We start from the raw sequence: 21,474 nt of genomic DNA on the forward strand, positions 1-21,474 counted from the left end.
GGGCCGGGGCGGCGCATCTCAGTTCAGGTTGCGCTCGTCCAGGCCCAGGCCGCGGCCGATGATCTCGCGCATGATCTCGCTGGTGCCGGCATAGATGCGGCTGATCCGGGCGTCGCGGTACAGGCGGCTGATCTCGTATTCGTCCATATAGCCGGCGCCGCCATGCAGCTGCAGGCATTCGTCGACCACGCGGCCCTCAACCTCGGAGGTGAACAGCTTGGCCTCGGCGGCCATCTCCGCCGACAGCCGCCCGGCCAGGTGTTCGCGCGCGCAATGGTCGGTCAGCGCCCAGGCCGCGTCCAGTTCGGTGCGCAGCGAGGCCATCTTGAACCGTGAATTCTGAAAGGTGCCGATTGGCCGGCCAAAGGCGCGCCGCTCCTGGATATATTCCATGGTGACGTCAAAGGCGCGTTCGGCCCTCGCCGCGAAGCCAACCGCGCCGATCAGCCGCTCTTCGGCCAGGTTCATCATCATGATGCGAAAGCCGCCGCGCGGATCGCCCAGCACGTTGTCCTTGGGCACCTTGACGTTGTCGAAGAACAACTCGGCGGTGTCCTGGCTTTCCAGTCCCAGCTTCTTCAGGTTGCGGCCGCGGGCAAAGCCCTCCATGCCGTCCTCGACCAGGAACAGCCCGATCTCGTGGCTGGCCGCGGGATTGGTGCGCGCGGCCACCAATACCAGCCCGGCCAGGAACCCGTTCGAGATATAGGTCTTGGAACCGTTCAGCACCCAGTGATCCTCCATCTCGACCGCGCGTGTGGCGATCCCGGCCAGGTCCGACCCGGTGCCCGGTTCGGTCATGGCGATGGCCAGGATGGTATCACCCGAGACCACGCCGGGCATGTACCTGTCGCGCTGCGCCTCCGAGGCGGCATGTTGCAGATAGGGTCCGACAATGCGGTTGTGCAGCCCCAGGAAGAATCCCGGTTCACGCGGCCCGATCTCTTCGGCCAGCACCATGTCATAGCGGAAATCCTGCAGCCCCAGACCGCCGTATTTCTCATCGGCGAACATGCACAGGAACCCCTCGGCACCGGCGCTTTTCCAGACCTCGCGGCTGACACAGCCGGCCTCGCGCCAGCTGTCGGCATGCGGATAGACGTTGCGCTCGGCCCAGGCCCGCACGGTTTTGCGGAAGATCTCGTGTTCTTCGTCATAGAGGGTGCGCTTCAGCATCGGGGCCTCCGGCTGACAGGGGGAATCGACTGGGGAACGGGGCAGGGCGGTGCCACCGCCCTGCCGGGCAGCGTTATTCCAGGGTCTGTACCAGCACCCACGAACCGTTCTCGATCCGGCTGACGAAGACCTCGTCGGCGCCGGCGTGATCCTCGGGCGAGAAATCGACATGGTTGCCGGCAATCGGGTCATGGAAATCCAGCGTTTCCATCGCCGCGATAAAGCCCTCGCGCGTCAGGTCTCGGCCTGCCGCCTCAAGCCCCGCCACCATGATCGCCGCACCGGACCGGCCCAGCAGCGCGCCGGTGCCGGGGTAGTCCTCGCCTGTGGCTTCCTTATAGCTGGCCACCCATGCCGCCACCTCGGGCTCGCCCAGCCGCGCCTCCAGGTCCTGCCAGCCGGCGCCGGCATAGACGCCGTCCATCACCCCCTGCTGCGCCAGGCCCTTGGCAACGACGGTGTGAAACCCGGCGCCCGACAGCATGATCTTCAGATCATCCATGCCCAGCTTGCGCGCGGTGGCGATGGCGTTGATCATCTGGCTGACCCCCAGCGCCATCGCCACCGTGTCGCAACCGGAATCCTTGACCTTGCCCAGCGCGCCGGTGAAATCGGTCTCGTCCGGCTTGTGGCCGACCTCGGCGCCCAGTTCGATCTCGCCCGCCTCGGCCAGCTCATGCACCGCGGCCTCGATCTCCTTGCCGAAATCGGTCGGCAGGATCATCAGGCAGACCTTCTTGGTGCCCTCTTCGGCGATCATGAATTCGGTGGTCGCCTTGATCGCGTCGTAATAGGACGAGGTGCCGGCAAATTTCCACGGCGCCGGCGGTTCGATCATCTGCCGTGCCGCGGTGATCGGCGACACGTTGGGCACGCCCTGCGGCTCCATCAGCTGGAACATTGCCAGGTTATGTGGCGTGCCCAGGCTCAGCAGCATCGCAAACACCTGATCGCGGTTGATCAGCTTGTTGGCCGCCTGCGCCGCCTTGGGCACCTGATAGCCGTGATCCTCGACGATATAGGTGATCTTGCGGCCATGCACGCCGCCCTTGGCGTTCACCTCGGCGAAATAGGCCTGCGCTGCCGCTACGGCGGGCACCGAGAAAGGCGCGAAGATGCCGGAAAGGTCATGCGCCCCGCCCAGCTTGATCTCATCGTCGCTCACCCCCGGCGTCTGGGCGGCCAGCGGCGCGGCCAGCAGCGTCGCGGCTGCGGCCAGTGCGGTCAGTGTCTTCATCTCTTCCTCCCTGATTGAGATCGGACATGTTCAGTACATCTCGTCGATCAGCGCGGCGTGGCGCTGGTTCACGAAATTGCGTTTCAGTTTCATCGTCGGGGTCAGTTCCTCGTCTTCCGCCGTCAGCAGGATGTCGATCAGGCGGAAATCCTTGATCTGTTCGACATTGGCGAATTGCTTGTTGGTCTCGGCCACCACCGCGCCGATCAGGTCGCGCACCTCGGGCGCGCGGGTCAGCGAGGCAAAGTCGGAAAACGGGATCTGGCGGTCCTGGGCGAATTTCTCGACATTCTCCTGGTCGATCATCACCAGGCAAGTCAGGTATTTGCGCCGGTCGCCGATCACCACCGCATCCGAGATATAGGGCGAGAATTTCAGCCGCGATTCGATCTCGGCCGGGGTGATGTTCTTGCCGCCGGCGGTGATGATCACGTCTTTCATCCGGCCGCTGATGGTCAGGCAGCCGTGATTGTCGATGCGGCCCAGGTCGCCGGTACGCAGCCAGCCCTCCGGGGTGATCGTCTCGGCGGTCTTGTCCGGCTTGCGCCAATAGCCGGCAAAGACGCAGGGCCCGCCGACCAGCAATTCGCCGCTGCTGTCGATCTTCAGCTCGATCCCCGGCAGCGGCGGGCCGACGGTGCCGACATGGTTGTCGCCAACCATGTTGACGGTGGCGACGCCGGCGGTTTCGGTCATCCCGAAACCTTCGACCAGCGGCACACCGATGGCGGCGAACCAGTCGATCAGCTCGGGCGAGATCGGCGCCGCGCCCGAGGTGACGCGGCGCGCATTGGCAAAGCCCAGCATTCGCCGCAGGTTGGCCAGCACGGTGATCTCGGCCAGCCAGTGCTGCAGGCGCAGGGCCGGCGAGGGCCGATCGCTGCGGGCATAGGCGCCGCCCACCCGCAGCGCCCAGTCAAAGGCCCGACCGCCCAGCGGCCCGGCCTCGGAGCGCAGGATCATCATCCGCGAATAGATCTTTTCCCAGATCCGCGGCACCCCGGCAAAACTGTCCGGCGACACTTCCTGCAAGTTCTCGAACACGGTTTCCGGGCTTTCGGCGAAATTCACCGTGCAGCCATTGGCCAGCGCCCCGTCGACCGAGACCAGCCGCTCCAGCACGTGGCACAGCGGCAGGAAACACAACAGGTTGTCGCTGTCGCGAAAGTCCAGCACCTGGGTTCCGGCAACCAGCTGAAAGATCATGTTGCGATGGGTCAGGATCGCGCCTTTTGGCGGGCCGGTGGTGCCCGAGGTATAGATCAGCATGCGCGGATGTTCCGGGCGCACCTCGGCCAGCGCGCGTTCGAACCGGTCGGGATCGGCGGCCGCAGCACCCAGCGCGACGATCTCGTCCAGGAACCGCACCTTGGGATGGGCGAAATCGGCCAGCCCGTCACGGTCGAACACCACAACATGGTCGATCCCCGGCATCGAGTCGCGCGCCTCGATCCACTTGTCCAGCTGCTCGTCGTTTTCCACGAACAGCACCCGCGCGCCGCTGTCCTGCGCCAGATAGGCCAGCTGCGCCGCGCTGTCGGTGGTATAGACCCCGGCCGGAATCGCCCCGATGGCGGCGGCGGCCAGGTCGCAATACAGCCATTCGCGCCGGTCCTCGGACAGGATCAGAACCGGCTCGCCCTTGCGCACGCCCAGCTCCATCAGCGCCAGGCCGATATGGCGGGCGGCCTGATAATAGTCACGCCAGGAATAGGCCTGCCAGATGCCCAGCTCTTTCTCGCGGTGGCAGACCCGGTCGCCATACCTGGCGCAGCGATCCGCCCAGAGCGACACGATGGTGTCGTGCCCTTCGAAGGCGATGACCTCGCCAGCCTGCACGCGCGTCATCTCCATGTCTTGCGCCGTTTCCATCGTTTCTGCCCGCGTTCGCTTTCCTGGCTGCGGCCGAGGTAGAATTCCTGGATGTCGTCCGAGGCTTTCAGCCGTTCGGTCGGCCCGGCCATCACGATCCGGCCCATTTCCAGCACATAGCCCTTATGCGCGGTCTCCAGCGCGATATGGGCGTTCTGCTCGACCAGCAGCATGGTGACGCCCTGCTCGGAATTGAGCCGGGCGATGATGGCGAATATCTCCTGTGTCAGCCGCGGCGACAGGCCCAGGCTGGGCTCGTCCAGCATCATCAGCTTGGGCCTGGCCATCAGGCCGCGCCCGATGGCCAACATCTGCTGTTCTCCCCCCGACAGAAAGCCGGCGGGCTGGCGCCGGCGTTCCTTCAGGATCGGGAAATACTGGAACACCAGGTCCAGGTCGGCGGCGGCGCTGCCCCGGCGGGTGAAGGCGCCCAGGCGCAGGTTCTCCTCGATGGTCAGATAGGGAAACACCTCGCGCCCCTCGGGCACCAGCGAAATCCCCTTGGCGACAATGCGATCCGGTTCCAGATGGGCGGTGTTTTCGCCATGAAAGCTGATCACGCCCTTTTCCGGATCCATCAGGCCGGCGATGGTCTTCATCAACGTGGTCTTGCCGGCGCCATTGGCACCCAGGATGGTGACGATTTCGCCTTCCTCCACGTCGATCGAGACGCCACGCAGCGCCATGATCGCGCCGTAGAAGGTTTCGAGGTTGCGGACGGACAGAACGCTCATGTCTGACCTCCCGCCGCAGGCCCGGGTGCCGCCTTGGCCAACCGGGGCGCGCCGCGCGCCGCTGCCCCTTTGCCCCTCATGCGGCGGTCTCCGTGCCCAGATAGGCCGCTTTCACGTCGCGGTTCGCCTGCACCTCGGCCGGGCTGCCCAGTGCCAGCGGCCGGCCATTGGCCACGGCCAGCACCCGGTCGCAGACGCGGGTCACCAGCGACATGTCATGTTCCACCATCACCACCGTCAGCCCCATGTCGCGGCGCATGTCCTCGATCCAGAACGCCACCTCGCGGGTCTCCTCGACCGACAGGCCCGAGGCCGGTTCGTCCAGCAGGATCAGCCGCGGCCCGATGGCCAGCGCGCGGCCGATCTCGACCACCTTGCGCACGCCATAGGGCAGGCCGGCGATCATCTTGTTGCGATAGGCTTCCAGCTCCAGGAATTCGATCACCTGTTCCACCCGCTCGCGATGCGCCCGCTCGGCGCGGCGCACCTTGGGCAGGAACAGGATGTCCTCGACAAAATTGGTGCTGCGGTGGCTGTGTCGCCCCATCAGCAGGTTGTCCAGTACGGTGGAATGGTCGAACAGCTCGATATTCTGGAAGGTCCGGGCGATGCCCAGCCCGGCAATCTCATGCGCGCGCAGGCCGGTGATGTCGCGCCCGTCAAAGCGGATGCGCCCCTGGCTGGGCTGGTAGATCCGCGAGATCAGGTTGAAGATGGTCGACTTGCCGGCGCCGTTGGGGCCGATGATGGCAAACACCTCGCCCGGCTCGACCGCGAAGGATACGCCGTCGACCGCCCGGACGCCGCCGAACTGGATGGCCAGATCCTCGACCTGCAACAGGCTCATCGCATCCGCTCCGTCTTCAGATAGGTTTTCTGCCGGCGGAACATGTCGCGCCGGGCCAGCGGAAACACCTCCAGCCAGAACCGCATCTTCAGCCAGCGGCCATACAGGCCGGCGGGCTCGTAGATGATAAAGCCGATCAGGATCAGCGAGAAAACCAGCGTGTCCAGCCCCGGAATCCCCCACAGGTCGATGCCGGTGGCGGCGTTCACATTGTCGCGCAGGATGGCGATGAACTGCGGCATCGCGGTGATCAGGATGGCGCCCAAAAACGCGCCCTGGATAAAGCCCAGCCCGCCGATGGTGACCACCAGCAGCAGGTTGATCGAGATGAAGATCGAAAACAGCTCGTAGTTGAAGAACCCGATGTAATGGCCCATCAGCGCCCCGGCCAGCCCGGTCACCCCCGAGGACAGGCCGAAGGCCAGCGACCGGGTGCGGGTGACATTGATGCCCAGCGCGCGCGCCGAGATCTCGCTGTCGCGCACCGCCAGGAACGACCGCCCGGTCGGGCTGCGCATCAGGTTGGCATAGCCCCAGGTCACCAGCGCGGTGACCGCCAGGCACAGCCAGTAGAAATTCGGCAAGGCGGCATAGCGGTCGAAACTGATCCCGAAAATGCCGATCGACGGCGCCATCAGCCCGCCGACCCCGCCGGTGATCGGTTCCAGCAGGATCACCAGTTCCTCGACGATGACGAACATCGCCAGCGTGGCAATCGCCAGATAGATGCCCGACATCCGCACCGCCGGCACCGCCAGCAGCGCGCCGAACAGCCCGGCAATCAGCCCGGCCAGCGGAAAGCTCAGCAGAAATGGCAGGCCCAGGTTCATCAGCGCCGTGTCGGCATAGGCGCCCACCGCAAGGAACGCGGCGTGGCCCAGGCTGACCTGCCCGGTATGGCCCACCGCCACCATCAGCCCCATGCCCGCCAGCGCCCAGATCAGCGTGTTGGCGGCCTCGGCCAGGTAATAGTCGCCGACCAGGAAGGGCAGGGCGGCCATCACCGCCAGCAGCACGGCAATCTTTGCCCGGCTGCGCCCGTGTTCGTGCAGGTCTATATCGCGGTCATAGCTGGTCTTGAACACCACGCGCATCGGGTCAGACCTTCTTCATCTGGATCTGGCTGAACAGGCCGCCGGGGCGGGTGACCAGCACGATCAGCATGATGATATAGGGCGACATCTTGGCCAGTTCGCCCGGCGCATACCGGCCGGCCACCGGCTCGACCACGCCAATCAGCAAGCCGCCCAGCAGCGCGCCGGGCAACGACCCCAGTCCGCCGATCACCGCGGCGGCAAAGGCCTTGATGCCCAGCAGCCCGATATTCGGGTCGATGGCGCCGCGGGTGGCATAAAGCACGCCCGCCACCGTCGCCACCGCGCCCGACAGCCCCCAGATCAGCGAGTTGATCCGCATCACCGGCACGCCGACGATATAGGCCGCCATCTGGTTCTGGCTGGAGGCCTGCGCCGCCAGCCCGATGCGGGTGAAGGCGAAAAACGCCCACAGCGCCAGCGTCAGCAGCAGGGTAACCGCGATGGTCACCAGATCGGCCAGGCTGATGACGATGCCACCGGTGCGCAGGTTTAGCCCGGCAAAGGGCGTTTCCAGCACCAGGGGCGTATAGCCCCAGATCGACCCGGCGACAAAGCGGAACACAAAGCCCAGCGCGATGGTCAGGATCACCAGCGCATATTGCGGCTGGCCGAACAGGCGGCGCACCACCACCCGTTCCACCCCCCAGCCGACGCCGAACATCACCACCATCGCCAGCAGCACCGCCGGAACAAAGGCCAGGCCCATCTGTTCGGCATTGCCAAAGCCCAGCGCGATGAAGGCGCCCAGCATCATCATGTCGCCCTGGGCAAAGTTCACGCCTTCGCTGGCCTTGTAGATCAGCACAAAGCCCAGCGCGACCAGGCCGTAGATGCAGCCATTGGCCAGGCCGCCAATCACAAGCTGAAGCAATTCCATCATTGCCGGCCAGACAGAGTCCGACAGCCGGATACGCTATTCATGCCGCTCCTCCCTTCGGCGATGAACGTGGTTGACTGAATTTAAACAGTGGTGTTCAATTTCAGTCAACACTCATTTTTCAACCAGCCACGAACCCCCCATGAACACGGCGACGTGTCGCATTCATCAATCCGCAATGCGGATCTTTGCAGACGAGGGTGGCACCACCATCGCCATCAGCGATCTGGCGCGCGAAGCCGGGCTGTCCCGCGGGACCATCTACAACAATCTCGACAACCCGTCGGACCTGTTCTCGTCCGTCTGCGACACCATCGCCGCCGAATTTCACAGTTCGATGCTGCGCGCCTGCGCCGACATGGCCGATCCGGCCGAAAAGATCTCGGCGGCGATGCAGCTCAGCATCCGCCGGGTGCATGACGAACCGCATTGGGGCCGTTTCATCGCCCGCTACGCGATGATCGAATCGCGGCTGGGCGATTTCTGGAGCCAGATGCCGGCCGAAGAACTGCGCCGGGGCCTGGCCTCGGGGCGGTTCCACTTTCACCGCGATCAGGTCGCCTCGGTCACCGCCACCGCCGGCGGCGCCACCTTCGGGGCGGTCTCGCTGGTGCTGGACGGGCGCCGCACCTGGCGGCAGGCGGCCAGCGACACGGCGGAATTCGTCTTGCGCGGCATCGGGATATCCCGGGAGGAGGCCCGCGAGATCAGCCAGAGAGAGCTCGAACCGCTGCCACGGATCGAGCTCTGCGACCCGGCCTGACCGGTCGGCGATCAGGAGGAGGACCACAATGGCAGAGCCTGCCTATATCTACGACGCGATCCGCACGCCCCGTTCCAAGGGCAAGGCCGACGGCACCTTGCACGAGGTAAAGCCGATCCATCTTGTCACCACCCTGCTGACCGAGATGCAGCAGCGCCACGACCTCGACACCGCGCGGGTCGATGACGTGATGCTGGGCTGCGTCGCCCCGGTGATGGAACAGGGCGCGGTGCTGCCCAAGATTGCGCTGCAAAAGGCCGGCTGGGATCAAAGCGTGCCGGGCGCCCAGGTCAACCGCTTTTGCGCCTCGGGTCTCGACACCTTCAACACCGCCGCGGCCAAGGTCGCCTCGGGCTGGGAAGACCTGGTTTGCGCCGGCGGCTTCGAATCGATGTCGCGGGTGCCGATGGGTGCCGATGGCGGGCCATTCGCCGAGGATCCGGAAACCGCCATCGCCACCGGGTTCGTGCCTCAGGGCATCGGCGCCGACCTGATCGCCACCATCGAGGGCTGGTCGCGGGACGATGTCGACGCCTTCGCGCTGGCCAGCCAGCAACGCGCCGCCCATGCCCGCGACTCGGGCTGGTTCGATCGCTCGGTGGTGCCGGTGCGCGACGAGAATGGCTTCGTGGTGCTGGCCAAGGACGATTTCATCAAGCCCGACACCGACATGCAGAAGCTGGGCGCGCTCAGGCCCAGCTTTGCCGCGCCGGGCGATATGGGCTTCGACGCGGTGGCGCTGGCGAAATATCCGCAGGTCGAACGGATCAACCACGTCCACACGCCGGGCAATTCCTCGGGCATCGTCGACGGCGCCTCGCTGATCATGGTCGGCAACGAACAGGCCGGGCGCGACATCGGTCTGGACCCGCGTGGTCGGGTGCTGGCCATCGCGCTGACCGCGACCGACCCGACCATCATGCTGACCGGGCCGGGCCCGGCCTCGAAAAAGGCGCTGGCCAAGGCGGGGCTGACCATCGACGATATCGACCTTGTCGAAATCAACGAGGCGTTTGCGAGCGTCGCCCTGCGCTTGCAGCGCGACCTTGATGTTCCAGATGAAAAGCTGAACGTGGTCGGCGGCGCCATCGCCATGGGCCATCCGCTGGGCGCGACCGGCGGCTGCCTGGTGTCCACCATGCTGGACGAGCTGGAGCGGCGGCAGCTGAAACGCGCGCTGATCTGCATGTGCGTCGGCGGCGGCATGGGCATCGCCTCGATCATCGAACGCGTCTGAGGGAGGGGCGGATGCAAGATTTCATCTATGACAAGGACAGCGACGGTATTGTCACCGTGACCATGGATATGGCCGGGCAGAACGCCAATACCATGAACAAGCGGTTCGAACCGGGGATGCGCGCGGTCTGCGACCGACTGGAGGCCGAACCGGGCCTGACCGGCGTGGTCTTCGCCTCGGCCAAACCGACGTTTTTTGCCGGTGGCGACCTGCATGACATCCTGGCAACCGAAACCGCCGACGCCGCCAGTTTCGCCTTTATCGAGGCCAACAAGGCGGTCTACCGGCGGTTGGAAAAGCTGCCGGTCCCGGTGGTCGCCGCCATCAACGGCGCCGCGTTGGGGGGCGGGTACGAACTGTGCCTGGCCTGCAACCATCGCATCGTGCTGAACTCACCCAAGGCGGTGGTCGGCCTGCCCGAGGTCACGCTGGGCCTGCTGCCGGGCGCTGGCGGCGTGGTGCGCCTGACCGCCCGGCTCGGGCTGGAAAAGGCGCTGACCTACCTTCTGGAAGGCAAGCAGGCCCGCCCGGACGCGGCGCTGGCCGACGGCCTGGTCGATGCCATCGTCGATGAGCCGGAGGCTTTGATCCCCGCCGCCAAGGCCTGGATCCGGGCCAATCCCGACGCCCATACCCAGCCCTGGGACCAGAAAGGCTTTCGCTATCCCGGCGGCGATGCGCTGCATCCACGGGTGCGGCAGGTGATTCAGGTCTCCTCGGCGATGCTGTTCAAGAAAACCCGCGGGCTGCTGCCGGCGCCGGAAAAGATCCTCGACGTGGCGGTGAACTCGATGCGGATGAATTTCGACGCCGCGCTGCGCGTGGAAACCCGCCGCTTTATCGGCCTGATGGCCAGCAAGGAGGCCAAGGCGGCAATCTCGACCTTCTTCTTCGGCACCCAGGCGATCAAATCGGGCAAGCTGCGCCCCGAAGGTGCGCGCTGGCAGGCCGGCTCGGCGGCGGTGCTGGGCGCGGGCATGATGGGGTCCGGCATCGCCTATGCCCATGCCAAGGCCAGGCTGGCAACCCGGCTGAACGACACCGAACTGGCAAGGGCCGAACAGGGCCGGGCCTATTCCGAGGCGCTGTGCGACAAGGCGGTTGCGCGCGGGCGCATGGAGGCCGCCGGCAAAGACGCGCTGCTGTCCCATATCACCCCCGCCACCGGCAATGCCGCCGCCGGCAGCACCGATATCGTGATCGAGGCGGTGTTCGAGGATATCGAGCTGAAAGAGAAGGTGATCGCCGAGACCTGGCCGATGCTGTCGCCCGAGGGCATCTACGGCTCCAACACCTCGACGCTGCCGATCTCGATCCTGGCCCAGGCCTGCCCGGATCCGTCCCGCTTCATCGGCCTGCATTTCTTCAGCCCGGTCGACAAGATGAAGGTGGTCGAGATCATCATGGGCGAACAGACCAGCCAGGAGACTTTGCGCAAGGCCTACGATTACGTGCAGCAGATCGGCTATATGCCGATTGTCGTCAACGACGCGCGCGGCTTTTTCACCTCGCGGGTCTTCGGCACCTTCATGGACGAAGGCTGTCAGCTGCTGGTCGACGGCATGGCGCCCGCCGCCATCGAACGCGCGGCCTGGCTGGCCGGAATGCCGGTCGGCCCCTTGCAGGTGTTCGACGAGGTGTCGCTGATCCTGGGTCAGAAGGTGCGCCATACCCATCGGGCGCTGGACCAGCGGCTGGGCGTCGACAGCGGCTTTGGCCAACACAACACCGCCACCGTCGAGGTTACCGACCCGATGATCGCGATGGGTCGGGGCGGGCGGCAATATGGCGGCGGCTTCTACGACTATGACGCCCAGGGCACGCGGGTGCTGTGGTCCGGGCTGGAACAGTTCGCCCGCGGCACTGCCGATATCCCGATCCAGGACGCGATTGACCGCATCCTGTACCGACAGGCCATCGAGACCCTGCGCTGTCTCGACGAGGGCGTGCTGAACACCGAGATCGAGGCCAATTTGGGCGGCATCTTTGCCATCGGCTTCCCGGCCCATACCGGCGGCGCGATCCAGTTCATCCGGGGCGAGGGGGTCGAGGCCTTCGCCGCCCGCGCCCGGCAACTGGCCGCGAGCTATGGCGCGCGTTTCGCCGTGCCCGACTCGATCTATGACCGGCTCGCAAGCCGCGAGGCGGCGGCGGCCTAAGCGTCCGCCGAACCGCGCATAAAAGGGGCTGGCGGCAACGTGCCGGCCCCTTTCACTCGGCGTCGCCCGCCGCCGCCTCGGCCACCAGCGCCAGGCACAGCTCGGTCGCCAGCGCCATGTCCTGCACCGAGATCCATTCCTTCGGCCCGTGAATGTTCTGCATGCCGGTGAACAGGTTCGGCGTCGGCACCCCCATCTCGGTCAGGCGTGACCCGTCGGTGCCGCCGCGGATCGGCACCGAGACGGGCTCGATCCCCAGCTTGCGGCAGGCGGCGCGGGCCAGGTCGACCGGGGTCATGTCCTGTTCCAGCCAATAGCGCATGTTGCGGTATTGCGGCTTGATCTCGCAGGTGATGCGCGCGCGCGGTTCGGTCGCCGCCACCGCGGCGCAGACCTGGCGCAGCAAGGCGCCCTTTTCGGCCAGCCCCTCGCGCTCGAAATCGCGGATGATCAGCTTGATCTTCATCTCCGAGGATCCGCCCACCATATCGGTGGCGTGGATGAACCCCTCGACCCCGTCGGTCACCTCCGGGGTCATCGTCGCCTGCGGCAGGGTCTGGATGATCTTGCTGGCCAGGTGGATGGCGTTGACCATCTTGCCTTTGGCAAAGCCGGGATGGATCGACACGCCGGTCACCGTCACCTCGGCCCCGTCGGCCGAGAAAGTCTCGTATTCGATCTCGCCGACCCGGCCGCCGTCGAAAGTATAGGCGAAATCGGCAGCCAGATCCCGGGGCAACGCTTCGGCCACGCCGCGGCCAATCTCTTCATCCGGGGTAAAGGCGATGCGGATCGGCCCATGCGCGATCTCGGGATGCGCCAGCAGATGCCGCGCGGCGGTCATGATAATCGCCACCCCCGCCTTGTCATCGGCGCCCAGCAGCGTGGTGCCCGAGGCGGTGATGATGTCATGGCCCTGTTTCTCGGCCAGATAGGGCGACTCGGCCGGCGACAAGACCAATGCCGGATCGTCGGGAAAGGTGATGTCGCCGCCATTATAGCCGCGCACCACCCGTGGTTTCACCCCCTGGGCGGCAAACTGCGGTGCGGTGTCGACATGGGCCAGCAGGCCGATGGTGGGGCCGGGGGCGGTGCCGGGAATCGTCGCCAGCACGGTGCCGTAATCGGTCAGCTGCACCTCTTGCGCGCCGATTTCCTCCAGTTCAGATTGCAGCAGGCGCAGCAGGTCCAGCTGGATCGCGGTGCTGGGCGTGGTGGGCGAGTCCGCGTCGCTCTGGCTGTCGATCGCGGTATAACGGACAAGGCGGTCTTCAAGATCGCGGTCGAATTGGCGTGGCATCGGCGCTCCTTCAATGAATGGCGGAAGGGTCAGGCTGGGCGGGGCAGAGTCAAGCCCTGCGCGCGCCATCCCGCAATGTGAGCCGCCGAACCGCGCCTGTGCGCGTGTCGGCAGTTGGCCGGGGGTGCGGCACTGCTATGTTGTGGTCCAGGCCAAACATGGAGGAGCGGCAACATGAGCTGGAACCCGGCACTGGACCCCGATTGCCCAACCGGCGATGCGGTGGATGCCATCGAAACCGTTATCGTGCCGCGCGCCCGCGACCTGGGCGGGTTCGAGGTGCGCCGCGCCCTGCCGGCCGCCCGGCGGCAGATGGTCGGCCCGTTCATCTTCTTCGACCAGATGGGGCCGGTCGAGTTCCTGACCGGGCAGGGCATCGACGTGCGCCCGCATCCCCATATCGGGCTGGCCACGGTCACTTATCTTTATGACGGGCGGCTGCACCATCGCGACTCGCTGGGCACCGACCAGTGGATCGAACCCGGCGCGGTGAATCTGATGGTGGCCGGGCACGGCATCACCCATTCCGAACGCACCGATGGCGCGGCGCGCGAGCAGCCGATGAAGATGCTGGGCATCCAGACCTGGCTGGCGCTGCCCGAGGCACAGGAGGACGGCGCCGCCGGGTTCGAACATGTGGCGCGGGAAAAGCTGCCGATGCTGGAGGGCGAGGGCAAGACCGTGCGCCTGATCCTGGGCCAGGCCTGGGGCGACCGCGCGCCGGTGTCCGTGCCGTCGCAGATGTTCTATGCCGATGCCCGGCTCGATCCGGGGGCGGCGTTGCCGTTGCCCGACGATCACGAGGATCGCGGCGTCTACGTGCTCGATGGCTCGGTCACAGTCGCCGGTCAGAGCTTCGAGGGCGGCCGCATGATGGTGTTCCGCCCCGGCGACCGGGTGTCGCTGCGGGCCGGGGCGCAGGGGGCGCGGCTGCTGCTGCTGGGCGGCGATACGCTGGGCGGCTCGCGTTATATCTGGTGGAACTTCGTCGCCTCCTCGCGCGAGAAGATCGAGGCCGCCAAGGAGGCCTGGCGCGCCGGCGATTGGGACCACGGCCGCTTTCGCCTGCCGGTGGGGGATGACCGGGACTTCATCCCATTGCCCGAGCGCTGAGCGCCGCTGTGGCGGGGGCGCGGGCCGGTTCCGTGGGTGCAATTTGGCGGTGGCAAAAAAAGCCGCTCGCCGGAGTAAAAAATCGCCACTTTTGCCATTGACGGGGGGCGGGGCTTGGCCTATTCCACGGCTCCACGCGCGGTTGTAGCTCAGTTGGTTAGAGTACCGGCCTGTCACGCCGGGGGTCGCGGGTTCGAGCCCCGTCAACCGCGCCACTTTCTTCCCGAAGTGGCATTTCGATGCAAAGCGACGCGCCGACCCAGAGGGTCGGGCGCGCTGCCGGGAGGTGCCGGAGCGGGCTCCGGGACGGCGCTAATCCGAACCGTAATCGTAGCCCAGCTGCGCCTCCAACTCGAGGTCGAGCCGACTGCGCAGGAAGGCTAGATCGCTGTCCGACAAGGTTTTCGGCGTCGCCGGATGGTCGCTGACCGAATAGCTGTGGCGCGTGCCCAGGCGGCGGCGCACCGTCTTCAGCGGACTCCTGGGCGCGGCGAGACCGAATTGCTCGGCCAGCCAGGCCAGGCTGCCCTCGGGATCGGCCAGGAAACTTTCCATCCGCAGCAGCGCCACATGGCCGCCGCGATTGAGCATCGACAACAAGCCCTCAAGCTTGACCCGCCGCAGCTCGAACAGGTCGGCAAAGGGCAGCCCGGTCAGCGGGTGGCGGTCATATTGCAACTCGCAGCCCTGCACCTGCATCTCGGGGTGGATCTCCTCGAAATCGGAGGTGCGGTCGACGATGCCGCGCCAGGGGCTGCGGATGAACCGGGCATAGTCCAGCGATTGCAACGCCGGGTCGCAATGCCAGGGCCGGTCATGCATCGACAGGCTCCAGGCGCGGGCATCGCGGATCACGCAAAGGGTCAGCAGGGTGTCGGGAATCGCCACCATATGCGGCAGCGCATGTTTCCAGCCCAGCCCCTCGGTGCGGAACAGGTCGGTATTGGTTTCGATCAGCTTGCGCACCACGTTGGTGCCCGAGCCGCGTTCGCCCAGCACCTGCATCATATTCGGCACCGTCGCTCCCGCCCGCACCGCGTGCCGCCCGCTGTCGCGGAACGACGGCGGAATGCCGTAAACCTCTGCCGGCATGCCTGCTCCTTTTCGATTCTCATCCTGCCTGCAAGACTGTAGGCTGTCACCAAAGGCGGCGGAAGGCCGCCGGCAAAGGACGAGGCGGCGATGCAGACGGCGTGTGCGCTTACCATGGTGCGGGATGATGCCTTTTTCCTGAAGGCCTGGTTGCGCCACTATGGCGGGCTGCTGGGACGGGAAAACTGTTACGTGATCAATCACGGCCGTGGCGCCGAGGTGGCGGCGCTGGCGACCGGCTGCAACGTGATCGGTATCCCCGGCGACGCGCATCAGAAATTCGACCAGAAACGCTGGCGTATGCTGAACAATTTCGTCATGGGGCTGCGCTGTTATTACCAGCATGTCATCGTCGGAGATGTCGACGAACTGGTGGTGCTGGACCCGGAGGCGGGCGGCGACCTGAAAACTTTCCTGGACGACATGCCGCCGAACCGCGTGCTGACGCCGCTGGGGCTGGAGGTGATCCACCGCATCGACCTCGAGACCGAGGAAATCGGCGACACCATTCTTGGCCCGCGCCGCCACGTGCGCCCGGCGCCGCATTATTCCAAGCCCTGCATCGTCTCGACCGGCACCAAGATCGCCCGCGGTGGGCATTTCACCCAATATCCCAAGCTGCACACGCCCGAACACCTGTACCTGCTGCACCTGAAATTCTGCGATTTTGCCGCCTATAGCGCGGCGATGAACCGCCGCAACGCGGTCAGCGCCGAGATCGGCGGCGACATCCGCGAGGTTGGCATCGGCCGGCACTGGTTCGCCGAGGCGCGCGGCGAGGACCGCGCCCTGTTCGAGGGGTTCGCCGCGCTGAAACTGCAGCCGGCCTTCGAACCCGGCCCGCTGCGCCGCCGCATGCATCGCAGCTGGCAGGCGCGCGGCGACACCGGCTATTGGGAATTCGACCGCAGCGATTACGACAGCCAGTACCTGTTGCCCGAGCGGTTCAGCGGGCTGGTATGACTCTGCGGGTCAATTGCATGCCTTGCCGGCGCGGTCTTTCTGGCGCTGCCTGCGGGTGAGGGCGCTTTGCCCCAACCCCCGGAATAGGTGCAAAGGCGAAGACGTTCAGGACGTCAGGCCGGCAAGGAATCCCTTCAGCGCGCGGGTGGTATCGCCGGGGTTGAGATCGGGGAAGAAATGGCCGCCGGGGATCGGCAGGGCGCGCATGTCGGCCAGCCGGTCGGCCCAGGTGGCGGGCACATCGTAAAGCCGGGCCATGACGCCATCGCTGCCATAGAGCACCAGGGCGGGGCAGGTGAGTTGGCGACCCAGGTCGATGCCGTCATGCATCACGTCGAGGTCGAGCGCGGCGCGGTAATCGTTGCACATGGCTTGGATGCAATCGGGCCAGCGCCAGCTTTGCCGGTAGGCGAACAGCGCCTCGGCGTCGAAATCTTCGATCTCGGCGCCACCCCATCCGGTGAGGCAGGTTTCGAAGAAATAATCCGGGTCCTGGCCGATCATGGTTTCAGGAAACGGCGCCGGCTGGGCCAGGAAGAACCAGTGGTAATAGGCCCGCGCCACCGAGGATTTGAGCTCGCTCACCAGCAGATGGGTGGGCACGATATCCATCAGCGTCAGGCTGGCCACCGCCTCGGGCGCGTCCAGCGCCAGCCGATGCGCGGTGCGCGCGCCGCGATCGTGTCCGACCAGGTGGAACCGGTCATGGCCCAGATGCGCCATCAGCGCCCGCTGATCGGCGGCCATTTCGCGAAAGGCGTAATTGGCAACCCCCTCGGGTTTGGAACTCTGGCCATAGCCGCGCAGGTCGGCGGCGATCACGGTGAAGCGGTCGGTCAGCTGCGGCGCGATCCCGTGCCACATGGCACGGGTCTGCGGAAAGCCGTGCAGCAACAACAGCGGCGGACCGGATCCGGCGATGGAATAGGCGATGGTCTGGCCGTTGACCTCGGCCAGACCGTCCTCGAAACCGGGAATCGCGCCGCTCATCGGCTCAGGCCGCCCGGGTCAGCGCGTCCAGCACCCGCGCCCAGCTGCGGATGCCCTTGTGGAAGCTTTCCATGTCGTATTTCTCGTTCGGCGAATGGAGCTGGTCGTCATCCTTGCCAAAGCCGATCAGCATCGGCGTGGTCTCGGTGATCCTGGCAAAATGCCCGGCAATCGGGATCGAGCCGCCGCAGCCGATATAGGCGGCCGGGTCCGGCCATTCCTGCGACAGCGCCTGGCGTGCCGCCTCGAAGGCCGGATCGGAGGTGTCGAAGGCGCCGGCGGTCGAGGCGCCGTGGCCCTTGAACTCCACCTCGCAATCGGGCGGCAGCATCTCGGTCACCATCTTGCGGAAGCTTTCGCGGATCGCCAGCGGATCCTGGCTGCCGACCAGGCGGAAGCTGATCTTGGCATGGGCCTGCGACGGCAGCACCGTCTTGAACCCGGCGCCGGTATAGCCGCCCCAGATGCCGTTCACCTCGCAGGTGGGGCGCGCCCAGATCATTTCCAGCGGCGTGCGGTCCTGTTCGCCGGCCGGGGTGCTGAGCCCGACATCGCCGAGAAAGCGGGCATGGTCGAAGGCTAGGCCCTGCCATTGCTGGCGCAGCTCGTCGGGCAGCTCGGGCACGCCGTCATAGAATCCCGGCACGGTGACGCGGCCGGTCTCGTCATGCAGGCTGGCGATGATTTTCGACAGCACCCGGACCGGGTTCATCGCGATGCCGCCATACATGCCGGAATGCAGGTCGCGCGACGGCGCGGTGATCGTCAGTTCCTCGCCCAGCAGCCCGCGCAACATGGTGGTGATCGCCGGCACCCGGCTGTCGAACAGGCCGGTGTCGCAGATCAGCGCCAGGTCGGCCTTCAGCTCGTCGGCATTCTCCGTCATGAACGGCACCAGCGAGGGCGAGCCGGATTCCTCTTCCCCCTCCAGGAAAAAGGTCAGCTTGCAGGGCAGGCGGCCGGTCTCGGCCTTCCAGGCGCGGCAGGCCTCGACAAAGGTCATCAGCTGGCCCTTGTCATCGGCGGCGCCGCGGCCGCGGATCACCGTGCCCTTGGCGGTGTCCTGCACCTCGGGATCGAAGGGGTCGCGATCCCAAAGCTCAATTGGATCAACCGGTTGCACGTCGTAATGACCGTATAACAACAGGTGCGGCCCATCGCCGTCGACATGGCCAACCACCATCGGGTGGCCCGGCGTGGCGCGTTTCTCGGCCGCCACGCCCAGCGCCCGCAGATCCGCCACCAGCCAGTCGGCGGCGCGTTCGCATTCGGCTTTGTAGGCCGGATCGGTCGAGATCGACGGGATGCGCAGCAGATCCAGCAGCCGCTCGGTGGCCTGCGGCAGATCGGCGTCGATACGGGAGAGGATGGCGTCAAGGGACATGGGCGGGCGGCTCCTTCAGCTTGGGGTGCCGCGACCGTAGCAGCCGCGCCCGCCTTGTCCAGAGGTGGAAAAAGACGGTGTCTGCGGGCGCCGGCAACGGTCTTCGGCTGGGCCGGCCGTGACGGGCAGACCGTTGCCGGCGGATGGCCCGCAAGGCGCGGGGGACAGGCGCGGGCGCGTCCTGAAAAAGCGCGGGCAAGTCCTTGACACGAAATCGTCAACCGCTTTGCCGGAAGGGCGATAACTGGTAAGCTGGACTCTCGCAGGCCGTGTGACATCAGGGTGCCGCGAGGCGGGGTTTGCGGCAAGTCAGGTATTCCTGACCCGACGGAAGGCAGGGGGTACAGCTTTGACCGGTCCCGAAATTCTTGATCTAGATCAAGGCTGCGACATGACGCCCTGCCATATGGAGTTGATCGAGGCGAACGGAATCTATAATCGTTCCAAAACGCAAAAACGGGGTTCTGCCAGCGCATTCGACGTGCCGGCAAGGCCCGTGTACCGGTAAGCCCGTGCAGATTGGCCCGTGCAGGCAATAAAGTGAAGGAGATGGACGGTGGACTACACCGCGAAACTCGACGAAGCCCTCCAACGCCTGCATGACGAAGGACGCTATCGCACGTTTATCGATATCGAGCGGCGCAAGGGCATGTTCCCGCACGCGGTCTGGACCGCCCCGGATGGCAGCGAACGCGACATCACCGTCTGGTGCAGCAACGATTATCTGGGAATGGGCCAACACCCGGTGGTCCTGGAGGCAATGCACGAGGCGCTGGACGCCACCGGCGCCGGCTCGGGTGGCACCCGCAACATTTCTGGCACCACCGTCTATCACAAGCGGCTGGAGGCGGAACTGGCCGACTTGCATGGCAAGGAAGCGGCACTGCTGTTCACCTCGGCCTATATCGCCAATGACGCCACGTTAAGCACGCTGCCCAAACTGTTCCCCGGCCTGATCATTTATTCCGACGCGCTGAACCACGCCTCGATGATCGAGGGCGTGCGCCGCAATGGCGGCGCCAAGCGGATCTTCCGCCATAACGATCTGGACCATCTGCGCGAATTGCTCGAAGCCGACGATCCGGCGGCGCCCAAGCTGATCGCCTTTGAATCGATCTATTCGATGGATGGCGATTTCGGCCCGATCGAGGCGCTCTGCGACCTCGCCGACGAATTCGGCGCGCTGACCTATTGCGACGAGGTGCATGCGGTGGGCATGTACGGCCCGCGCGGCGGCGGCGTGGCCGAACGCGACCGGCTGATGCACCGGCTCGACATCATCAATGGCACCCTGGCCAAGGCCTTTGGCGTGCTTGGCGGCTATATCGCCGCCAGCGCGAAAATGTGCGATGCAATAAGGTCTTATGCGCCGGGATTCATCTTCACCAGCTCGCTGCCGCCCAGCGTGGCCGCCGGCGCCGCCGCCTCGGTGGCCTATCTCAAGCGCGCGCCCGAGCTGCGCGAGCAACACCAGACCCAGGCGAAGATCCTGAAAACCCGGCTCAAGGGCATGGGCCTGCCGATCATCGATCACGGCAGCCATATCGTGCCGGTGATGGTGGGCAATCCGGTGCACACCAAGATCCTCAGCGACATGCTGCTGGACAGCTACGGCATCTACGTCCAGCCGATCAATTTCCCCACCGTGCCGCGCGGCACCGAGCGGCTGCGCTTTACCCCGTCGCCGGTGCATGGCCCCGACGAGATCGATGCGCTGATCCGGGCGATGGACGCACTTTGGTCGCATTGTGCGCTCAATCGTGCCGAGCTTGCCGGGTAAATACTGCTCAGAGTGTGCAAATTCTCCCTGCTGTGTTAGGATTGTCCTAACGAAAAGCGTGGACGAATCGTTGGGGCGATTCCAATACGCTGCAGTTGGGACATTGCAGGCGAAACGGGGCGGCAGGCATGATTGGGCGCAAACTTCCGCGCGTATCCGAACAAGGTGACGACTCCGTCAAGCTCAAGGGCTTTGACGATTTCGAACTTCGCCTCGGCGATACCATGCGGGGAGAACGCGCCACGATGGGCAAATCGCTGCTGGACGTCCAGCGCGAATTGCGGATCAAGGCCTCTTATATCGCCGCCATCGAAAATTCCGATCCCTCCGCCTTCGACACGCCGGGTTTCATCGCCGGTTACGTGCGCTCTTATGCCCGCTACCTGGGTATGGATCCCGATGTCGCCTTCACCGCCTTTTGCGAGGAAAGCGGCTTTGCCGTCGCCCATGGCATGTCGGCCGAAGCCTCGGTGGTGAAAAAGCCCGGCCTGCACGACATGCCGAGCCTGCCCGCCGCGGCGCGGGATCCGTTCATCACCCCGCACACGCCGTTTTCCCCCGGAACGGACGGCCTGTTCAGCCGGATCGAACCGCGCGCCATCGGCTCGACCTTCGTGCTGCTGGCGCTGATCGGCGGCATCGGCTACGGCGCCTGGTCGGTGCTGAAAGAGGTGCAGCAGGTGCGCATGGCGCCGGTGGAACAGACCCCGGTGGTGCTGACCGATCTCGACCCGCTGGCCGGGTCACGGCGGCCGGCCAGCAGCGACGCCACCGGCAGCGCACAAACCGGCCCCAGCGCCGAGGCGCTGGACCGGCTGTATCGGCCGCAGGCGCTGGACGTGCCCGTCATGGT

Annotated in this window: 18 protein-coding genes and 1 tRNA gene; 8 read left to right on the plus strand and 11 right to left on the minus strand. The window is 65.8% G+C overall.

All coding sequences use genetic code 11. The annotated features are described in order from the left end of the window. Positions 1–18 precede the first annotated feature (18 nt). The 7 genes from CVM52_RS08080 to CVM52_RS08110 all read right to left on the minus strand — a co-directional run bounded on the left by CVM52_RS08080 (position 19) and on the right by CVM52_RS08110 (position 7,840). A complete protein-coding gene (locus tag CVM52_RS08080) occupies positions 19–1,176 on the minus strand; it encodes an acyl-CoA dehydrogenase family protein (protein ID WP_205964910.1) in 1,158 nt (385 codons plus the stop codon). A 73-nt stretch (positions 1,177–1,249) separates the two neighbouring features. Further along, positions 1,250–2,413, minus strand: coding sequence for an ABC transporter substrate-binding protein (locus CVM52_RS08085; protein ID WP_100162002.1), 1,164 nt, complete (start codon positions 2,411–2,413; stop codon positions 1,250–1,252). 30 nt (positions 2,414–2,443) lie between these two features. Continuing rightward, complete coding sequence (locus CVM52_RS08090; protein WP_240620900.1) at positions 2,444–4,267, minus strand: AMP-dependent synthetase/ligase; 1,824 nt, start codon at positions 4,265–4,267, stop codon at positions 2,444–2,446. After that, complete coding sequence (locus tag CVM52_RS08095; RefSeq protein ID WP_100162003.1) at positions 4,258–5,019, minus strand: ABC transporter ATP-binding protein; 762 nt, start codon at positions 5,017–5,019, stop codon at positions 4,258–4,260. The genes CVM52_RS08090 and CVM52_RS08095 overlap by 10 nt, the downstream gene beginning before the upstream one ends. A gap of 76 nt (positions 5,020–5,095) precedes the next feature. Then, the gene (locus CVM52_RS08100; protein WP_100162004.1) at positions 5,096–5,866 is read right to left on the minus strand and encodes an ABC transporter ATP-binding protein; all 771 of its coding nucleotides are present in this window, start codon (positions 5,864–5,866) and stop codon (positions 5,096–5,098) included. Next, positions 5,863–6,960 carry a branched-chain amino acid ABC transporter permease gene (locus CVM52_RS08105; RefSeq protein WP_100162005.1) on the minus strand — a complete coding sequence of 366 codons (1,098 nt, stop codon included), beginning with the start codon at positions 6,958–6,960 and terminating at the stop codon, positions 5,863–5,865. The genes CVM52_RS08100 and CVM52_RS08105 overlap by 4 nt, the downstream gene beginning before the upstream one ends. 4 nt (positions 6,961–6,964) lie before the next feature. Then, positions 6,965–7,840, minus strand: a complete 876-nt coding sequence (locus CVM52_RS08110) for a branched-chain amino acid ABC transporter permease (RefSeq protein WP_100162019.1) — start codon at positions 7,838–7,840, stop codon at positions 6,965–6,967. A gap of 178 nt (positions 7,841–8,018) precedes the next feature. Here CVM52_RS08110 and CVM52_RS08115 point away from each other — a divergent pair, with 178 nt between their 5' ends. The 3 genes from CVM52_RS08115 to CVM52_RS08125 are packed head-to-tail and all read left to right on the plus strand — an operon-like array spanning position 8,019 to position 11,999. Further along, positions 8,019–8,603: a TetR/AcrR family transcriptional regulator gene (locus tag CVM52_RS08115; RefSeq protein WP_240620901.1), complete on the plus strand. Its 585-nt coding sequence runs from the start codon at positions 8,019–8,021 to the stop codon at positions 8,601–8,603. A gap of 28 nt (positions 8,604–8,631) precedes the next feature. Next, complete coding sequence (locus tag CVM52_RS08120) at positions 8,632–9,840, plus strand: acetyl-CoA C-acetyltransferase (RefSeq protein ID WP_100162007.1); 1,209 nt, start codon at positions 8,632–8,634, stop codon at positions 9,838–9,840. 11 nt (positions 9,841–9,851) lie between these two features. After that, a complete protein-coding gene (locus CVM52_RS08125; protein WP_100162008.1) occupies positions 9,852–11,999 on the plus strand; it encodes a 3-hydroxyacyl-CoA dehydrogenase NAD-binding domain-containing protein in 2,148 nt (715 codons plus the stop codon). A gap of 52 nt (positions 12,000–12,051) precedes the next feature. Here CVM52_RS08125 and pepT read toward each other — a convergent pair whose 3' ends face one another. Next, positions 12,052–13,299: a peptidase T gene (pepT, locus tag CVM52_RS08130; protein ID WP_100162009.1), complete on the minus strand. Its 1,248-nt coding sequence runs from the start codon at positions 13,297–13,299 to the stop codon at positions 12,052–12,054. Between the two features lie 174 nt (positions 13,300–13,473). Between pepT and CVM52_RS08135 the strand changes: the two genes are divergently transcribed. Further along, positions 13,474–14,412 (plus strand): pirin family protein, encoded by a 939-nt coding sequence (locus CVM52_RS08135; RefSeq protein WP_100162010.1) that lies wholly within the window; start codon positions 13,474–13,476, stop codon positions 14,410–14,412. A 138-nt stretch (positions 14,413–14,550) separates the two neighbouring features. Continuing rightward, positions 14,551–14,627 (plus strand) — tRNA-Asp (locus CVM52_RS08140). Between the two features lie 97 nt (positions 14,628–14,724). On the opposite strand, the gene CVM52_RS08145 is transcribed toward CVM52_RS08140, so the two are convergent. Further along, entirely contained in the window at positions 14,725–15,504 is a 780-nt protein-coding gene (locus CVM52_RS08145) for a hypothetical protein (RefSeq protein ID WP_240620902.1), read from the minus strand. A gap of 90 nt (positions 15,505–15,594) precedes the next feature. Between CVM52_RS08145 and CVM52_RS08150 the strand changes: the two genes are divergently transcribed. Then, positions 15,595–16,467, plus strand: coding sequence for a glycosyltransferase family protein (locus CVM52_RS08150; protein ID WP_100162011.1), 873 nt, complete (start codon positions 15,595–15,597; stop codon positions 16,465–16,467). Between the two features lie 105 nt (positions 16,468–16,572). Here CVM52_RS08150 and CVM52_RS08155 read toward each other — a convergent pair whose 3' ends face one another. Together CVM52_RS08155 and CVM52_RS08160 are read right to left on the minus strand one after the other, a co-directional pair. After that, the gene (locus tag CVM52_RS08155; protein WP_100162012.1) at positions 16,573–17,457 is read right to left on the minus strand and encodes an alpha/beta fold hydrolase; all 885 of its coding nucleotides are present in this window, start codon (positions 17,455–17,457) and stop codon (positions 16,573–16,575) included. Between the two features lie 4 nt (positions 17,458–17,461). After that, on the minus strand, positions 17,462–18,841 hold the full coding sequence (locus CVM52_RS08160) for a M20/M25/M40 family metallo-hydrolase (RefSeq protein WP_100162013.1): 1,380 nt from the start codon (positions 18,839–18,841) through the stop codon (positions 17,462–17,464). A 556-nt stretch (positions 18,842–19,397) separates the two neighbouring features. On the opposite strand from CVM52_RS08160, the gene hemA reads away from it, so the two are divergent. Both hemA and CVM52_RS08170 read left to right on the plus strand, forming a co-directional pair. Continuing rightward, entirely contained in the window at positions 19,398–20,621 is a 1,224-nt protein-coding gene (gene hemA / locus CVM52_RS08165) for a 5-aminolevulinate synthase (RefSeq protein ID WP_100162014.1), read from the plus strand. Between the two features lie 128 nt (positions 20,622–20,749). After that, positions 20,750–21,474: helix-turn-helix domain-containing protein (locus CVM52_RS08170; RefSeq protein ID WP_100162015.1), on the plus strand; the 725-nt coding region annotated here is incomplete at its 3' end.

It is taken from the genome of Pseudooceanicola lipolyticus (assembly GCF_002786325.1).
Classification (GTDB): Bacteria; Pseudomonadota; Alphaproteobacteria; order Rhodobacterales; family Rhodobacteraceae; genus Pseudooceanicola_C; species Pseudooceanicola_C lipolyticus.